The sequence below is a fragment of the Caballeronia udeis genome (assembly GCF_044909315.1).
Taxonomy (GTDB): domain Bacteria; phylum Pseudomonadota; class Gammaproteobacteria; order Burkholderiales; family Burkholderiaceae; genus Caballeronia; species Caballeronia udeis_A.
The window spans coordinates 148,998-164,564 of the sequence record NZ_JBIYEB010000003.1 but is presented as its reverse complement, the minus strand read 5'-3'; the positions used below and the strand labels follow the sequence as shown (position 1 = coordinate 164,564).

General features: G+C 58.3%; 13 protein-coding genes, 1 tRNA gene and 2 pseudogenes. 5 read left to right on the top strand and 11 right to left on the bottom strand.

All coding sequences use genetic code 11. The features are described 5' to 3' along the window. Positions 1-21: 21 nt before the first annotated feature. Positions 22-1,485: a glucose-6-phosphate dehydrogenase gene (gene zwf, locus ABH944_RS05900; RefSeq protein WP_404605170.1), complete on the bottom strand. Its 1,464-nt coding sequence runs from the start codon at positions 1,483-1,485 to the stop codon at positions 22-24. Between the two features lie 730 nt (positions 1,486-2,215). On the opposite strand from zwf, the gene ABH944_RS05895 reads away from it, so the two are divergent. From ABH944_RS05895 to ABH944_RS05885, 3 genes are all read left to right on the top strand, one after another. Next, a complete protein-coding gene (locus ABH944_RS05895; RefSeq protein WP_404605172.1) occupies positions 2,216-2,434 on the top strand; it encodes a hypothetical protein in 219 nt (72 codons plus the stop codon). Positions 2,435-2,576: 142 nt separating this feature from the next. Next, positions 2,577-3,002: a hypothetical protein gene (locus ABH944_RS05890; RefSeq protein ID WP_404605173.1), complete on the top strand. Its 426-nt coding sequence runs from the start codon at positions 2,577-2,579 to the stop codon at positions 3,000-3,002. 9 nt (positions 3,003-3,011) lie between these two features. Continuing rightward, a complete protein-coding gene (locus ABH944_RS05885; RefSeq protein ID WP_404605175.1) occupies positions 3,012-3,371 on the top strand; it encodes a hypothetical protein in 360 nt (119 codons plus the stop codon). Between the two features lie 71 nt (positions 3,372-3,442). Here ABH944_RS05885 and ABH944_RS05880 read toward each other — a convergent pair whose 3' ends face one another. Together ABH944_RS05880 and ABH944_RS05875 are read right to left on the bottom strand one after the other, a co-directional pair. Then, positions 3,443-4,996, bottom strand: a complete 1,554-nt coding sequence (locus ABH944_RS05880) for a putative bifunctional diguanylate cyclase/phosphodiesterase (RefSeq protein ID WP_404605371.1) — start codon at positions 4,994-4,996, stop codon at positions 3,443-3,445. Positions 4,997-5,017: 21 nt separating this feature from the next. Continuing rightward, positions 5,018-5,338: pseudogene (locus ABH944_RS05875) on the bottom strand (MASE2 domain-containing protein); the annotation flags it as partial. Positions 5,339-5,758: 420 nt separating this feature from the next. Here ABH944_RS05875 and ABH944_RS44630 point away from each other — a divergent pair. Continuing rightward, positions 5,759-5,854 (top strand): annotated as a pseudogene (locus tag ABH944_RS44630) (IS6 family transposase); the annotation flags it as partial. Between the two features lie 206 nt (positions 5,855-6,060). Here the strand turns inward: ABH944_RS44630 and ABH944_RS05865 are convergent. From ABH944_RS05865 to tig, 8 genes are all read right to left on the bottom strand, one after another. Then, positions 6,061-6,237, bottom strand: a complete 177-nt coding sequence (locus tag ABH944_RS05865) for a hypothetical protein (RefSeq protein WP_404605178.1) — start codon at positions 6,235-6,237, stop codon at positions 6,061-6,063. A 90-nt stretch (positions 6,238-6,327) separates the two neighbouring features. Beyond that, a complete protein-coding gene (locus tag ABH944_RS05860) occupies positions 6,328-6,561 on the bottom strand; it encodes an Arm DNA-binding domain-containing protein (protein ID WP_404659328.1) in 234 nt (77 codons plus the stop codon). Between the two features lie 247 nt (positions 6,562-6,808). After that, positions 6,809-6,884: transfer RNA gene (locus tag ABH944_RS05855), tRNA-Val, on the bottom strand. A 118-nt stretch (positions 6,885-7,002) separates the two neighbouring features. After that, positions 7,003-7,281 (bottom strand): HU family DNA-binding protein, encoded by a 279-nt coding sequence (locus tag ABH944_RS05850; RefSeq protein WP_255540614.1) that lies wholly within the window; start codon positions 7,279-7,281, stop codon positions 7,003-7,005. Positions 7,282-7,564: 283 nt separating this feature from the next. After that, complete coding sequence (gene lon, locus ABH944_RS05845) at positions 7,565-9,988, bottom strand: endopeptidase La (protein ID WP_404605182.1); 2,424 nt, start codon at positions 9,986-9,988, stop codon at positions 7,565-7,567. A gap of 204 nt (positions 9,989-10,192) precedes the next feature. Further along, positions 10,193-11,464: an ATP-dependent Clp protease ATP-binding subunit ClpX gene (gene clpX / locus ABH944_RS05840; RefSeq protein WP_031359732.1), complete on the bottom strand. Its 1,272-nt coding sequence runs from the start codon at positions 11,462-11,464 to the stop codon at positions 10,193-10,195. 250 nt (positions 11,465-11,714) lie between these two features. Next, on the bottom strand, positions 11,715-12,368 hold the full coding sequence (gene clpP / locus ABH944_RS05835) for an ATP-dependent Clp endopeptidase proteolytic subunit ClpP (RefSeq protein ID WP_062092991.1): 654 nt from the start codon (positions 12,366-12,368) through the stop codon (positions 11,715-11,717). 153 nt (positions 12,369-12,521) lie between these two features. Further along, positions 12,522-13,877 (bottom strand): trigger factor, encoded by a 1,356-nt coding sequence (tig, locus tag ABH944_RS05830; RefSeq protein WP_404605183.1) that lies wholly within the window; start codon positions 13,875-13,877, stop codon positions 12,522-12,524. Positions 13,878-14,392: 515 nt separating this feature from the next. Here tig and ABH944_RS05825 point away from each other — a divergent pair. Continuing rightward, a complete protein-coding gene (locus ABH944_RS05825; protein ID WP_404605185.1) occupies positions 14,393-15,559 on the top strand; it encodes a glycerate kinase in 1,167 nt (388 codons plus the stop codon). Positions 15,560-15,567: the final 8 nt, after the last annotated feature.

The following is a 15,567-nucleotide window of genomic DNA, read 5'->3' as shown; positions in this document are numbered from 1 at the left end:
TATCTCCAACACCGAATCGAGTCAACTGCCCAACGCGTTTGGATCCCGCCACGCTCGCTCGAACGGAAGCCGCCACGCCCGGGGCGCAACGAGTTGATGGATGGCATTTGGCCCCCACGAGCCCGGCGCGTAGAAGCGAACGGGAGGAGGCGATTCGAGCAAGGCCGTCGATACTTCCCACAGCCGCTCGATACCCTCAGCGGTGGTGAAAAGCGTGCGGTCGCCCCGCATGGCATCGAGGATCAATCGCTCATAGGCTTCCAGTACTTCGCCAATCAGGCCGGTATCGCGCATGGCGAACTGCAGGCTTAGTTTGTCCAGCCGCATCCCGGGACCCGGACGTTTGCCATAAAACGAAAGCGACATTTTCGAGGCGTCCGCCAGGTCGAACGTCAAATGGTCCGGTCCTTGCGAACCGACGCCTGATCCAGCCGGGAACATGCTCTTCGGCGGCTCGCGAAATGCGATGGAGATGATCCGTTGCCCCTCGGCAAGCCGCTTTCCTGTGCGCAGATAGAATGGAACGCCGGCCCAGCGCCAGTTATCGATCGAACATTTCAGTGCGATGAATGTTTCCGTTTCCGATTCCGGACTGACTCCATCCTCGGATCGATAACCGGTGTACTGCCCCCGGACGACGTCGGTTGGCTGTATCGGCAGCATGCTACGGAAGACCTTGTTCTTCTCCTCGCTAATGGGCGACGGTTCCAGCGACGTTGGTGGCTCCATCGCCATGAACGCGAGAATCTGAAACAGGTGCGTGACGACCATGTCGCGAAATGCGCCTGTTTGTTCATAGAAACCCGCGCGCTTGCCGAGGCCCAGCGTTTCAGGCACGTCGATCTGCACGTGGTCGATGAAGTTGCGGTTCCAGATCGGCTCGAACAGACCGTTCGCGAAGCGGAAAGCGAGAATGTTCTGGGCGGGCTCCTTCCCCAGAAAATGATCGATCCGGAAGATCTGCTCTTCTTCGAAGACTTCGTGCAACCGGGCATTCAACGAAACAGAACTCGCCAGATCCGTTCCAAACGGCTTTTCCATGATGATCCGTGAACGTTCCACGAGCCCCGCTTCCTTGAGCATGCCGACTGCCGAGAGCGCGGCGTTAGGCGGAACGCTCAGGTAATGCAGCCGCCGGCACTCGCCATTGAAGCTCAGTTCGGCGTTCAGCACCGCAGCCTTCAGCGCCTCCGCGCCTGCTGTCAGCGGCAGATAGTCGAGATTGGCGGCGAAAGTGTCCCACTCCGGCTGTGCGACCTTGCGAGACGAAAACTCGTCGAGCGCTTCTCGCGCCGAGCGACGGAAGTCGTCAACGTGAATATCGTCGAGTGCGACGGCAATGATCCTGCAGCCCGGAATGAATCCTGCACTCGAGAGATGAAACAAGCCTGGCAGGAGCTTGCGTCGCGCCAGATCGCCCGTGGCGCCGAACAGAATGACAACTTGCGGGAATTGTGGACCCACCCCTGCAGAGACCTTGGCCATCGTGCAAATCCTTTCTGGGTTGTCGACGCCTGGCGAAAAGAAACACGGAAGAGTGCATCCGGCGGCCGGGCTTGATTGGCCCATGGTCGTCCGAAGTGCCCTTTCCGCAAACGCTCTTCGCCCCAAAAAAACGAAATGGTCTACATAACGTAGCCTTGACGAAGCCCTCGTACTCGTCACGATCCAATTTGCCTGGCGAGATGTCCCATCAGGCCGAGGAGCTCTGTTTCCACAGTATCACGCGCCTACAGATCGAACTTACGATCCTGACCGTGCACCACCACCGTGTTCGTATCTTGATTTTCACCGAACCGACAGATCGCTGATTCTTGCTCGCCCACTTTCTCAGATCTCGTTGATTCGCTCCATTCCGCGAACATAGCAAAGTTTTGTGGATCGCGAAAATCGTCGGTGATCGTCGGCTCCGATCATGTTTCCGGACAACCGGGCATTCCTCCTCGTGCACCTGATGTCCGTGGTCGCACGAATGTCACCTCTCGGACTGATGTAGGGATTTCCTGATAGTTCCAAAGCGGCTATTCCGAGGGAAGTTTCAGCGTGTACCGACTCAACAACCTGGTCTTCCACGTCTAGGATTGATACATCGGCGTTAGTACACGGGCTCTAATCGCCGGGCCGGGCAGCAGAGAAAAATGTGTCTGCCGCACTGGATGCGCCATGCAACACGTCCGCAGCTCGTCATTGATGCGGTCTTGGAGAGTCGAGTGAAATGAATTTCGAATGGATGGACGGTACGGTGAAACCCCCGCGCCCCGGTGTATATCCGGTAAAAGACATACACGGAAGTGCAACCAGGTACTTCGCGCGATGGACTGGCACGGTCTGGAATGTCGCCTGTGCCTCGCAGGCAAGAGCCCTGCTGGTCAACGCTGAATCGAAATATCAGGACCGTCAGTGGCGCCGGTGGGCGACCGATGTGGCAGCGTGAGCGAACGCTCGCCACGCCGGCGAGTCCGGCGTCACATCGGCGTGGGGGCGCCCATTCTCGTTTCGATTTTTTTCGAGCGGCAAAGACCGGATGAATATCAGGGACACCGGATATTCACTTGCGCCAGCCAGGGACTACGATCATGACAACGCAGAGCTTTTTCACTCATCAGGAAATTTTTGATAAAGCCGCGCGTCAAATTTTCGCCCAAGGTGATGCGGGGAAAAGCCCGCGCGAAAGGGGCAACTTCCCTGCATATTGCGGCGGATGCCCGATCGGAAATCTCATCGACCCGCTTGACTACCTACCCTCCATGCAAGGCGTCGCGGTTCTCTTCCTCGGCGTGGCCGCGGATCTCGCGCCCCCTCATATGCATGCAGGCCTTACCGCGCTCAGGCGAGCGCTGCTACGGTCCCGGATCAACGTGTACAACCCGTCGACCATCGAGTTGCTCGTTTGTCTTCAACATGTCCGCCGTGCTAAAGACCGATGGGAATGGCGCGATCGCCTGGGACCCATTGCAGACCAGTTCGGTCTTTGCGCCGATCTTCTCGAACAAGCTGCCTGAACTACGTCCATGCTGAGCGCCAGGGAAGTCTATGAGCATGTGAGAGGCCATCTGCTCACGCAGCGCGCGGTCTCCGAAGACGAGAACGGATCCTGCCGGCTGCGCGGCGACGACGGACGCAAGTGCGCGATCGGCTCGCTCATTCGTGACGACCTGTATTGCTCCGATATCGAGGGCGTCGGCATCGCCTACTATCAAAACTCACGCGATGGTGCGCTGCTGCGGGCGCTGCTTGCGTCAGGTGTCGATATCTACAATGAACACATCGTAAAACTACTGATGGAACTTGAAGAGCTACACGACAACACGCACGTTGACGAGTGGCCGCAATTGCTCGCCGCGCTGGGTCGGCGGCACGCGGTAATTTGACAGACGCATGTCAACGCGAACCCTCAACTGATACCCGGAAACGGGGTGACCGTAACACAGCGATCTGGAATTCAAGAGTCCGAACTGCACTCGGCCGTGGACAAGCTCAAGCCCAGCGGCATCGTAATCAGCCAGCGTTCGAACTCTTCCGGCGCGAGTGGGTAGCTGAAGCGGTAGCCCTGCCCGATCACGCAGCCATGCGCGACGAGCCAGCGTGCCTGAGCCCACGTCTCGACACCTTCCGCAACAATGTCGAGCGTCATCGCAGTCGCCATTGCAATCACCGCGCTGACAATGGACTGGCCGGTCGTGGTAATGAAGAGCTCCTTGATGAATGATTGATCGATCTTGATCCGGTCAATCTTGAGCGCATGCAAGTAAGACAGATTTGAATAGCCTGTTCCAAAGTCATCGACTGCAACACGCACGCCAAGCTGCGACAGTCTTTCAAATGTGGCACGCGCTTCGCCCACGTTATCCAGTAATGCACTCTCAGTCACTTCCAGCTCCAACTGAGAAGGCTCGATCTCGAACTGCGCAATCACCTCGCGCATCTCCTGGAGGAATTCGGGGCGGCGCAACTGGAGTGCGGAGACGTTGATCGACATGTGCACGCTCGTGTCGTGCATCGTGCGCCAACGTGCCACGTCCGCGCACGCCGTGCGCATCACGGCCATGCCAAGCTCGCTGATCAAGCCCATCTCTTCCGCTATCGGAATGAACAGGCCGGGCGGAACCTGTCCAAGCTCTGTGTCATGCCATCGTGCAAGAGCCTCGACACCAATGAGTCTTCCGCTCACCATATCCACCTGAGGTTGATAGTGCACCTTCAGGTCCTTCTGGATCGCGGCGCGCAAGCGGCGGGCGATCCGATACTTTATTGCGGACGCATGCGCCATTTGCTCGTCGTAAAAGGTGGCGCTGCCTTTTCCGCGATGTTTCGCCCGATACATGGCGGCATCGGCACGGCTGATCAGCGATGCAGCGTCTGCCGCGTGCTCGGGAAACACACTGATACCAACGCTCGCACCAAGCTTGAGCCGCGTTCCGTCAATCGACACGTCGCGCGACATATCGCGAATGATCTTGGCCGCAATGATCGAGAGGTCCTTGATTGACTCAACCTGGACAGCCGCGACGAATTCGTCACCGCCATACCGGCAAATCAATCCGCCCTGCTCCGAAATCTGCATCAGCCGGCCCGATAGACGGGCAAGGACGCGGTCGCCTGCCTTGTGACCCAGCGAATCATTGATCGTTTTAAAATTATCCAGGTCGACAAAAATCACGCCGACGATGGTTGTCTCCCCATGACAGGCCCGCAGCAAACGATCCAGGCGTGAGATAAACGTAGTTCTATTTGATAATCCGGTCAGCGCATCAGTCTCCGACAGAAACTTCAACTGGCGGGTTTTCTCGGCAAGGCGTTCGGATGCAACGTAGGCAAACTTGGCGATGAGCAGCGGGTAAATCACCATCATCGGGAGCATCACCAGGGTCGACCAGGGTTCGTTAATGTTGGTGAAATGGGCACCGAATAAACCCACACCGACCAGCGCGCCTAAAGCGTTCGCGATACAACAGAAGAGAATCGGCCGAATGCCGCCTACGGCGATGCTGTTCATTGCAACAGATAAGAGAACGATCGTCGAAGGAACAAGCCGAAAGTTCAGCAAAGCGACGACAACGCCGGCGAGCACTGAATCCATGAAAAGGTTACGGCGCTCGGCGCTGACGGGATGCCTCGAGCGCCGGACGATTGCGTAGGCAACATGCGGCCAAGCCAACAAACCCGTAGCGAATGCGACCAATACCAAAGTTATCGCGCGATCGGACAACACGATTGGAACGGTGCCCGCCAACCCCGCTGTTACTCCAAATATCCGGACGCGATATATTCCCGCAGCGAAGCGCAGCCCTGAGCGATGCACCGCCGCTGTCGAAACAGGCAATCCAAACGGCCCCATTTTCGATTTCACCACTATCCCGCTCCCTGGCTTGATCCGGACAGTCGTTCACCCATGCTTGAAGTTGCGATTCCAGCGCTTCACCTGTATACGGTCTCTTCTGGAAAAACTTTAATTTCTCGCGGGCACATCGTCCAGCATCATGCGGGTATCGCTCCGAGACGAGACGGATTGCAGGGGCATCGCCTCACGCCGGTTCCGGTTGCGGTTCCGGCTGCGATTTCGATTTCTTCATCGCGCCAGCTTATCCGACGGGTCATGCAACTTGACAGCACTCTGCCCATCGATGCGGACCGGACGGCGCATCGTTGTGATCGCATTGTCGAATTACTGTGCCATGTCGAGCGATCTGAAGCCTTCGTGGTTCGACAACTGTGCGTGGCGGTAAAGCTCTGCTCACCACACGAAGGCGGGTTCCAGATCAACAACCTGATCGAACAGGGCCGTCGAAACATCAAGTCCAGAATAAACGCGATGCTCGGCTTCAAACGGCTCAGGAGTGCTGCGACCACGATATTCCGTGCGTCGTCAGGCTCAGCCGCGCGCAACAGCATTTTGTTTTCTGCCATGCCGCTGCATTTTTATGTAGATGCCCACTCATTCTGAGGCAGTTTGCTTCCACTTCCGTCGAACAGCTCTCTTTTCAAAAACGTCGATGCAGTCTTCCAAAGACGGCCGTGCATTACTATGTATATCTAACTATAAAACCAAGTGTCGTTCGATCAAATTAGAGTCGATTCCGACGTTCCTTGATTCATCACGACAACACTCGGTGTGCCAACCCTCTCGGCATCTACCAGGCTGTCCTCATTCAGTACCACGGCAAGGCAATCAAGATAGTCGGCCCGGTCTTGCGCCATCTTGGCAAGCCGGCGCTCGATCTTGTCGAGATAGTTCACGGACCAATGCGGCTCTTGCTCTGTGATCCACACCTTCGCAACCGATTCAAGCGTTGAGTTGACGTTGAATCGTGCCTGGGCTTTTGTCTGCTACCGGCGCTGCATCGGGTCAACGCCTAGCCTCGGCAACTGTCGTCCGGCAGCGTGCGCTGCTCTTGCCTCCTTCTCACTGACCTTCGGCCATCCACCAAGCGCCATGGTTTCGGTTTTGCCGGCGAAATCGTAGTTCCACCGCCAAAGCTTGGCGCCGCCGGGTTTAACCAACATGCCAAGCCGCCCTCCGTCGACGAGCGTGCAAGGTCTCGTGGCGGCCTTGGCGTTCACACGCTCTAGCCGGGTAAGTTGATGAAGTGCGGTCTTCGCATCGTTGTATACCGTTCGTGAACTCTCGTGAAATACCAAAGTACAGCGAAAAATACAACGCTTAAAATCCGGATCCGAAGGGACCACGAGGGATTTCCGGGAACATTTTCCGGACAATAAAAAGCCCGCAGAGCCAATAGCTGTGCGGGTTTCAGAGAATTGTTCCGGACGTCACCGGAACAATTGGGACATTGTTTGCGAAACGGTCTGGTGGGTGATGACGGGCTCGAACCGCCGACCTACGCCTTGTAAGGGCGCCGCTCTACCAACTGAGCTAATCACCCGCTTCGCGAATATATTTTGCTGCGAGTTTCTCAAGCGATCTTCACCATGCTGCGAAGTGCGTGATCCGCTCCGCCAGATTCGAAACCGCCTGAAACCGTTCCGCATCCAGCGAGTCCGCTAGTTTAGCGCATCTTTCAGCGCTTTGCCAGGGCGAAACTTCGGAACTTTCGCGGCTTTGATCTTGATTTCGTCGCCGGTGCGGGGGTTGCGGCCGATACGCGCCGTCCGCTTGCCCACGGCAAATGTACCGAAGCCTACCAGCGTCACCGAGCCGCCCTTCTTCAGGGTCGTCTTGACCCCGCCGATCACGGCTTCGAGCGCGCGACCAGCCGCCGCTTTGGAGATATCTGCTTGCTGCGCAATATGGTCGATCAGGTCAGTCTTGTTCATTGTGATCCCCCGAATGATGGTTTGTGGATGGGCGATACTGCAAGAGTAAGTTCACGACAGGCTGCTTGAGCACGGGCCTCGGAAGCCCCTGGTGCGGCGGTCATTAGAAGTAGCCGAAACACAGGTGTCAACCGGGATTGAGCCTGATTAGAGGGCCTCTGAGGCATTAAAGCGCGTGGTTATGGGCGCACCAATAAAAAACCCGCGTGGTCAGTTCACACTGACCACGCGGGTTTTTGGGTTCGCTCGACTTCGGTGCAACCGCTTCCGGCTGCGCCTCGACGGGCGTTTAATGCTTCACGAACTCACCGGCTGCCGGCGCGTCCTTCTTTTCCGCAACGGCAGGCGTTGCCGGCTTGGCTTCTTCTTCCGGCAAGGCAGCGGGAACACGTTCGAGCGCAAGCTCGAGAACCTTGTCGATCCAGCGAACCGGAACGATTTCGATCGAGTTCTTCACGTTGTCTGGAATCTCGGCCAGATCCTTCGTGTTTTCTTCAGGGATCAGCACGAGCTTGATGCCGCCGCGATGCGCCGCCAGCAACTTCTCCTTCAATCCGCCGATAGGCAGCACTTCGCCACGCAACGTGATTTCGCCAGTCATGGCCACATCGGCACGAACCGGAATACCGGTCAGCACAGACACCAGCGCTGTGGTCATGGCGATACCGGCGGACGGACCGTCCTTCGGCGTTGCGCCTTCGGGCACGTGGATGTGGATGTCCTTTTTCTCGAACGCCTCATCCGACACACCCAGACGACGCGAACGCGAACGCACCACTGAACGCGCTGCCTCGACCGACTCCTTCATCACGTCGCCGAGCGAACCCGTGCGGATGATGTTGCCCTTACCCGGCATCACGGCGGCTTCGATGGTCAGCAGATCGCCGCCCACTTCCGTCCACGCGAGACCCGTCACCTGGCCGACCTGGTTCTCCTTCGCTGCCAGACCGAAGTCGGTCTTGCGCACGCCGAGGAACGTGTCGAGATTGCTGCCGTCGACCTTGACCGCGCCTTCTGCCTTCTTCAGCAGAAGCATCTTCACGACCTTGCGGCAAATCTTCGACATTTCGCGCTCAAGCGAACGAACGCCGGCTTCACGCGTGTAGTAGCGAATGATGTCGCGGATCGCTTCTTCCGTGAGATCCATCTCGCCAGCCTTCAGGCCGTTGTTGCGAGTCTGCTTCGGCAACAGGTACTTCTGCGCGATGTTGACCTTCTCGTCCTCGGTGTAACCCGAGAGACGAATCACTTCCATCCGGTCGAGCAACGGCGGCGGAATGTTCAGCGAGTTCGACGTCGCCACGAACATCACGTCCGACAAGTCGAAGTCCACTTCGATGTAGTGATCGGCAAACGTATGGTTCTGTTCCGGATCGAGTACTTCAAGCAACGCGGACGCCGGGTCACCGCGGAAATCCATGCCCATCTTGTCGACTTCGTCGAGCAGGAAAAGCGGATTGCGCACGCCGACCTTCGCCAGGCTTTGCAGGATTTTGCCGGGCATCGACCCGATATACGTGCGGCGGTGACCGCGAATCTCGGACTCGTCATGCACGCCGCCAAGCGCCATGCGCACGAACTTGCGGTTCGTTGCGCGGGCGATCGACTGGCCCAGCGAGGTCTTGCCGACGCCCGGAGGCCCGACGAGGCACAGGATAGGCGCCTTGACCTTTTCAACGCGCTGTTGGACCGCAAGATACTCGAGGATCCGTTCCTTGACCTTCTCAAGGCCGAAGTGATCTTCGTCGAGCACGCGCTCCGCATTCGAGAGGTCATTGTTGACCTTGCTCTTCTTGCGCCACGGCAAGCCGATCAGCGTGTCGATGTAATTGCGCACGACGGTGGCTTCAGCCGACATGGGCGACATGAGCTTGAGCTTCTTGAGCTCGGCATCCGCCTTCTTCTTGGCTTCCTTCGGCATGCGCGCGTTGGTGATGCGCTTCTCGAGTTCCTCGAGATCCGCACCTTCCTCGCCTTCGCCCAGTTCCTTCTGGATCGCCTTGACCTGTTCGTTCAGGTAATACTCGCGCTGGCTCTTTTCCATCTGACGCTTCACGCGTCCACGAATGCGCTTTTCGACCTGAAGAATGTCGATCTCGGCTTCGAGCTGGGCAAGCAGATGCTCAAGGCGTTCCACAACCGGGAACATCTCGAGAATGTGTTGCTTCTGGTCGAGCTTCAGCGGCAAATGCGCGGCGATGGTGTCAGCCAGGCGACCCGCTTCGTCGATACCCGACAGCGACGTCAGGATCTCGGGAGGGATCTTCTTGTTGAGTTTCACGTACTGATCGAACTGCGACACAATCGCGCGGCGCAGCGCTTCAGTTTCAGCGCTGTCGGCGTGGTCGGGCTCGAGCGGCATCACGTCGCAGGAAAACTGTGTTTCCTGTTCTTCGATCGTGAGCGTCTTGGCACGCTGCAAGCCTTCGACCAGCACCTTCACGGTACCGTCCGGCAGCTTCAGCATTTGCAGGATGTTTGCGATACATCCCACTTCGTACATGTCTTTTTCGGTCGGCTCGTCTTTCGCAGCGGTCTTCTGGGCGACAAGCATGATGTGCTTGCCACCTTCCATCGCGGCTTCGAGTGCCTTGATCGATTTGGGTCGTCCGACAAAAAGCGGAATCACCATGTGCGGGAAAACGACTACGTCACGCAGCGGAAGCAGCGGGAGAGTAATACGTTCCTGCGGGAGGAGTTGGGTTCCTGACATTTTCATTTCCCCAGTAGTGGAATCAGTTCAGTCGTAAATAAGGCCGTCAAAATGGATTGCAAGCCTTAAGCGTGTGGGAAAAGATCAATGAATCGAAAAAATTCGCCTCAGTAACGTGTCAGTAACATCCACAAGATATCCGAAAAATAAACAAAAAGCCGTTCACGTTGCCATGAACGGCTTTTCGCCGACACACAGCCCAACTCAGTTAGAACCTGCTACCTTCGGCGTGTCTTCGTAGATCAAGAGCGGCTTGCCATCGCCATCAATCGTGTTGTCGTCCACGATGACCTTGCTCACACCTTTCATTGCGGGCAACTCGTACATCACGTCCAGCAACGCCTGCTCCAGAATGGACCGCAAACCACGCGCACCGGTCTTGCGGCGGATAGCCTTCAACGCAATGGCCTTCAACGCGCCCGGACGAATCTCCAGGTCCACGCGTTCCATGTTGAACAGCTTGTGATACTGCTTCACCAGCGCATTCTTCGGCTCGGTCAGGATCTTGATCAGCGCGTCTTCATCCAGCTTGCCGAGCGTCGCCACCACGGGCAGACGGCCGATCAGCTCGGGGATCAGACCAAACTTGATCAAATCTTCCGGCTCCACTTCGCGCAGCACTTCGCCCGCGTCGCGATCAACTTTACTCTTCACGCTTGCGCCAAAACCAATACCCGTCTTTTCCGTCCGGTCGATGATGACCTTCTCGAGACCGTCGAACGCGCCACCGCAAATGAACAGGATATTGGTGGTGTCGACCTGGATGAAGTCCTGGTTCGGGTGCTTGCGGCCGCCTTGCGGGGGCACCGAAGCCATCGTGCCTTCGACCAGTTTCAGCAGCGCTTGCTGAACGCCCTCGCCCGACACGTCGCGCGTGATGGACGGGTTATCCGACTTGCGGCTGATCTTGTCGATTTCGTCGATGTAGACAATGCCGCGCTGGGCCTTGTCGACTTCATAGTTACAGTTCTGCAGCAGCTTCTGAATAATGTTTTCAACGTCTTCGCCTACATAACCGGCTTCCGTCAGCGTGGTTGCGTCTGCAATCACGAACGGGACGTTCAACATGCGCGCGAGCGTTTGTGCGAGCAAGGTCTTGCCCGAACCCGTGGGTCCGATCAGCAGGATGTTGCTCTTCGACAACTCGATGTCGTCTTTCTTCTCGAGATGCTTGAGGCGCTTGTAGTGGTTATACACCGCCACTGCAAGGATCCGCTTTGCGCGTTCCTGACCAATCACGTACTGGTTCAGGATCTCGCTGATCTCTTGCGGGCTTGGCAGATCCGACTTCGTCAGGCCAGCCTCTTCCGCCGCGCCGGCAGCTTCGTCGCGGATGATTTCGTTGCACAGGTCGATGCATTCATCACAGATGAACACAGAAGGACCTGCTATGAGCTTCTTGACCTCGTGCTGGCTCTTGCCGCAGAACGAGCAATACAACAGCTTTTCGCTGTTAGAACCTTTTTTGTCCGCCATGGATGTGCGAGCCTCCGGACACTCGATTACATAATACGCCGCTCAATTCACCTACGCAGAAATGGCATGTGCGCAGGTTGAAAGCGTGTGTGGCGTGTGCTTTAACGCCGTTTTCCGCGTTGGCTCCAGCCTCACGTGCGGCTCGGATTCTCCGCGCCGCCGTTGGCCGTCTGGTCCAAAACCGCAACGTCCGTATGGACAAAACGGAACGGCCGGCCCGTTATTCCCCAACGACCGGCGCGACGCCCGGTCAGGGGCGCTTGTGAAGAACCTGATCGACGATACCGTACGCCTGCGCGTCATCGCCGGACATGAAATTATCGCGGTCGGTGTCGCGTGCGAGACGTTCCACCGGCTGCCCCGTATGGTGCGACAGCAACTGGTTCAGACGTTCCTTCAGGTACAGAATTTCCCGCGCCTGAATTTCGATGTCCGATGCCTGCCCGCGCGCGCCGCCGAGCGGCTGGTGAATCATCACGCGCGAGTTGGGCAGCGCTACGCGCTTGCCCTTGGCGCCCGCCGCCAGCAGGAACGCGCCCATGCTCGCAGCCAGTCCCATGCACAGCGTGGCGACATCCGGCTTCACGAACTGCATGGTGTCGTAAATCGCCATGCCGGCCGACACGGACCCACCCGGGCTGTTGATGTACAGGCTGATGTCCTTGTCGGGGTTTTCGCTTTCGAGAAACAGCAACTGCGCGACCACCAGATTGGCCGTCTGGTCGTTCACTTCGCCAACCAGGAACACCAGGCGCTCTTTCAACAGACGCGAATAGATGTCATAGGCACGTTCGCCGCGGCCGCTCGTTTCCACCACCATGGGCACCAGACCGAGCGCCTTGGTTTCGAAATCATGCGGAGCGTTCGACGCGAGCGTTTCCAGTAATTGAGCGCGGAAGGTCATGCAATTTCCTTGTTGGGAATAGGGATACTGAACGACAAAGGAACATCCGAAAAACGGCACAACTTGGCAACCAGAACCGGCGACACAACCGAAATGCAAAAAAGGCGTGCCGGCCCGTCACCTCGACGGCCCTGCACGCCTTGTCGACGCTGCTTACGCTTGCGCCGTCGCGCTGGCCAATTCTTCGAAGCTTACTTCCTTGTCGCTCACTCGGGCCTTGCCGAGCACGAAGTCCACGACGTTGCTTTCCACAACGTACGCTTCCATTTCGGCGAGGCGCTGCTGATTCGAATAATACCAGCGGACGACTTCCTTCGGGTCCTCGTAGCTTTTCGCGAATTCGTCCACTTCCGCGCGGATCTGTTCCGGCTTCGCCTGCAGGTCGTTAGCCTTGACCAGTTCGGCCAGAACCAGACCCAGCTTGACGCGGCGCTCGGCTTGTTCCGCGAACATTTCTGCGGGGATGGGCGCGTCCGCTGCGTTCGGCACACCGCGTTGTTGCAGATCCTGACGCGCCATTTCGACCAGACGTTGCTGATCCTGCTCGATCAGCGCCTTCGGCACGTCGAGTTCGGAGATCTTCAGCAAGGCGTCCATGACCTGGTTCTTCACGATCTGCTGCGTGCGGCGCTTGGCTTCACGCTCCAGGTTGTCCTTGATCTCGCCGCGCATCTTGGCCGTGTCGCCGTCTTCCACACCCAGCGATTTCGCGAAATCGGTATCGATTTCCGGCAGGTGTGCCCATTCGATCTTCTTCATCGTGATGGTGAACTGTGCCGTTTTGCCGGCTACGTCCTTGCCGTGGTAGTCGTCCGGGAACTTGAGGTCGAATTCCTTCGACTCGCCGACCTTCAGGCCGAGCGCCGCCGTTTCGAATTCCGGCAACATGCGGCCTTCGCCCAGCACGAACGTGAAGTCTTCAGCGCTGCCGCCTTCGAACAGCACGCCATCGAGCTTGCCGACGAAGTCCATGGTCACGCGGTCGCCGTCTTTCGCCGCCGTATCCGCGCCGCCGTCACCGTGCTCGCCACCTTCGCCACGTGCGTGGTAATGCACGCGCTGCTTGCGCAGGATTTCCAGCGTGCGGTCGATTTCAGCTTCCGAGATGGTCGTGACCGTACGTTCGATTTCAGCCGTTGCCACGTCGCCAATCTTGACTTCGGGGTATACCTCGAAGGTTGCGTCGAACGCGTAATCGGCCGCTTCGTCCGCTACTTCGCCGCCCTTGGGCGCGAAGCTCGGCTGGCCTGCCACACGCAGGTTTTCAGTGCGCGTGACGTCGAAGAATTCCTTGCCGACCTTGTCGCTCAGCACTTCAGCTTCAACCTGGCCCTGGTACTGCTGTGTCACCATCTTGAGCGGCACCTTGCCAGGGCGGAAACCCGGCATGCGCACGTTTTTCGCCAGCTGACGGATACGCGAGTCCACTTCCTTTTGCACCGTATCTTTCGGCAGGGAAATCGTCACACGGCGTTCCAGCTTGCCGAGGTTTTCAACAACGTTAGCCATGGCTTCTATCGTCCTAGAGTAAATCGAGTATTCGGGTTCGTGTGTCTGGTCAATTCTGCTTCGATCTCGCACCGCGATAGGCGCACGGCGTCTCGCGGTTCCTGAACACTGCAAGCAGCCTAGCCGGTGCTCATTGGCGGAGCCCAGTCAAGCCGTGACAGGAAGCCGTCCGCGCCGGTTTGAGTCAACAGAGCCAAACATTTTACCAAACTATTTGCAAGGGTCGTGGCGGATGAGAGTCTCCGCTGTCAAATACCCCGAAATCCGGCCTATTTTCGCGGTTTTGGTGCGTGTTTTGTGGCCCCGGGGTACCGTAATGCCACCTTGAAGCTGCCCCGAAGCCCATTCAATGCCAACTCCATACCAACCCAATGCCGCCCTGAGTGCAGCACCCCTCCCACTCCGCGCAGCCGTTGCATTGCCTGCGCGCATCGAACGCATGCCGTACAGGCATAAGGTTTGATTAATTCGGGCCGTGTCGCTAGATTTCAAGCAAATTCATAACTCGAGACATCATGCCGAATACCCAGCCTGCCGGTTTTTCTTCGTCGCATCCTTCCCCCGTTGTAGTCATCGCCCCGGATTCCTTCAAGGGTTCGCTCAGCGCGGAACAGGTCGCGGATGCAATTGCAAGCGGTATCCGGCGGGCGCGCACCGACGCCGTCATCCGCATCGTGCCGATGGCCGACGGCGGCGAAGGCACGCTCGACGCCATGCTCGCGGCGGGCGGCGAGCGGCGCCTGATCAACGTGCGGGGCGCCGCGTCCGAACGGCGCGACGCCGCGACGGGTTTGCTGGTGGATGGCAGCGCGATCGTGGAAACAGCTGAAGTCGTGGGAATCACGGACCCTGACGGCATGGCCGTGCCGGTCGCCGAGCGCAGCACGCTCGGCATGGGCGAAGCGATCCGCACGCTGCTCGATCTCGGTGTGCGCAAATTCTATGTGGCGCTGGGCGGCAGCAGCACGAATGACGGCGGCGCGGGACTTCTGGTGGGCCTGGGCTTGAAACTCTTCGACGCAGACGGTAAGGCGCTCGACCCGGTCCCGTCGCAACTTGCGCGGATCGCTCGGATTGACGCGACAGGGCTCGATCCGCGCCTGCGTGACGCCGAGTTCACGGGCATGTCCGACGTGAACAATCCGCTCACCGGCGAGCACGGTGCAACGGCTATTTTCGGGCCGCAAAAAGGCGTCACGCCCGACCAGATCGCGACAATCGATGCAGCGCTCGGCCATTTCGCCGACCTGCTCGAACCGGCGCTGCAACGCGCCGGGCGAGATCAACCCGGCGCCGGCGCGGCCGGCGGGCTGGGTTTTGCGCTGCATATGCTCGGCGCGCGTTTCGAGGCCGGCGCAGAGGTGGTCGCGCGTGAAGTGGGGCTCGATGCCGCGCTCGACGGCGCGAACTGGCTGATCACGGGTGAAGGACGCTCGGACGTGCAGACGCTGCACGGCAAGGCCCCGTTTATCGCGTGTCAGCACGCTCGTGCGCATGGCGTGGAAGCGTCGTTGCTGTCCGGCGCCATCGATCCCGCTGCGCTGCCGCGTTTGTCCGAGCATTTCAGCGGATGTTTTTCTCCCGCGCCCGGGCCGATCACGCTGGAAGTCGCCATTCGCGAGGCCGCAACGCTGCTGGCGAACGAAGCTGAACAGCTTGCACGGTTGAAGTTCGGTTCATGATAGGTTTG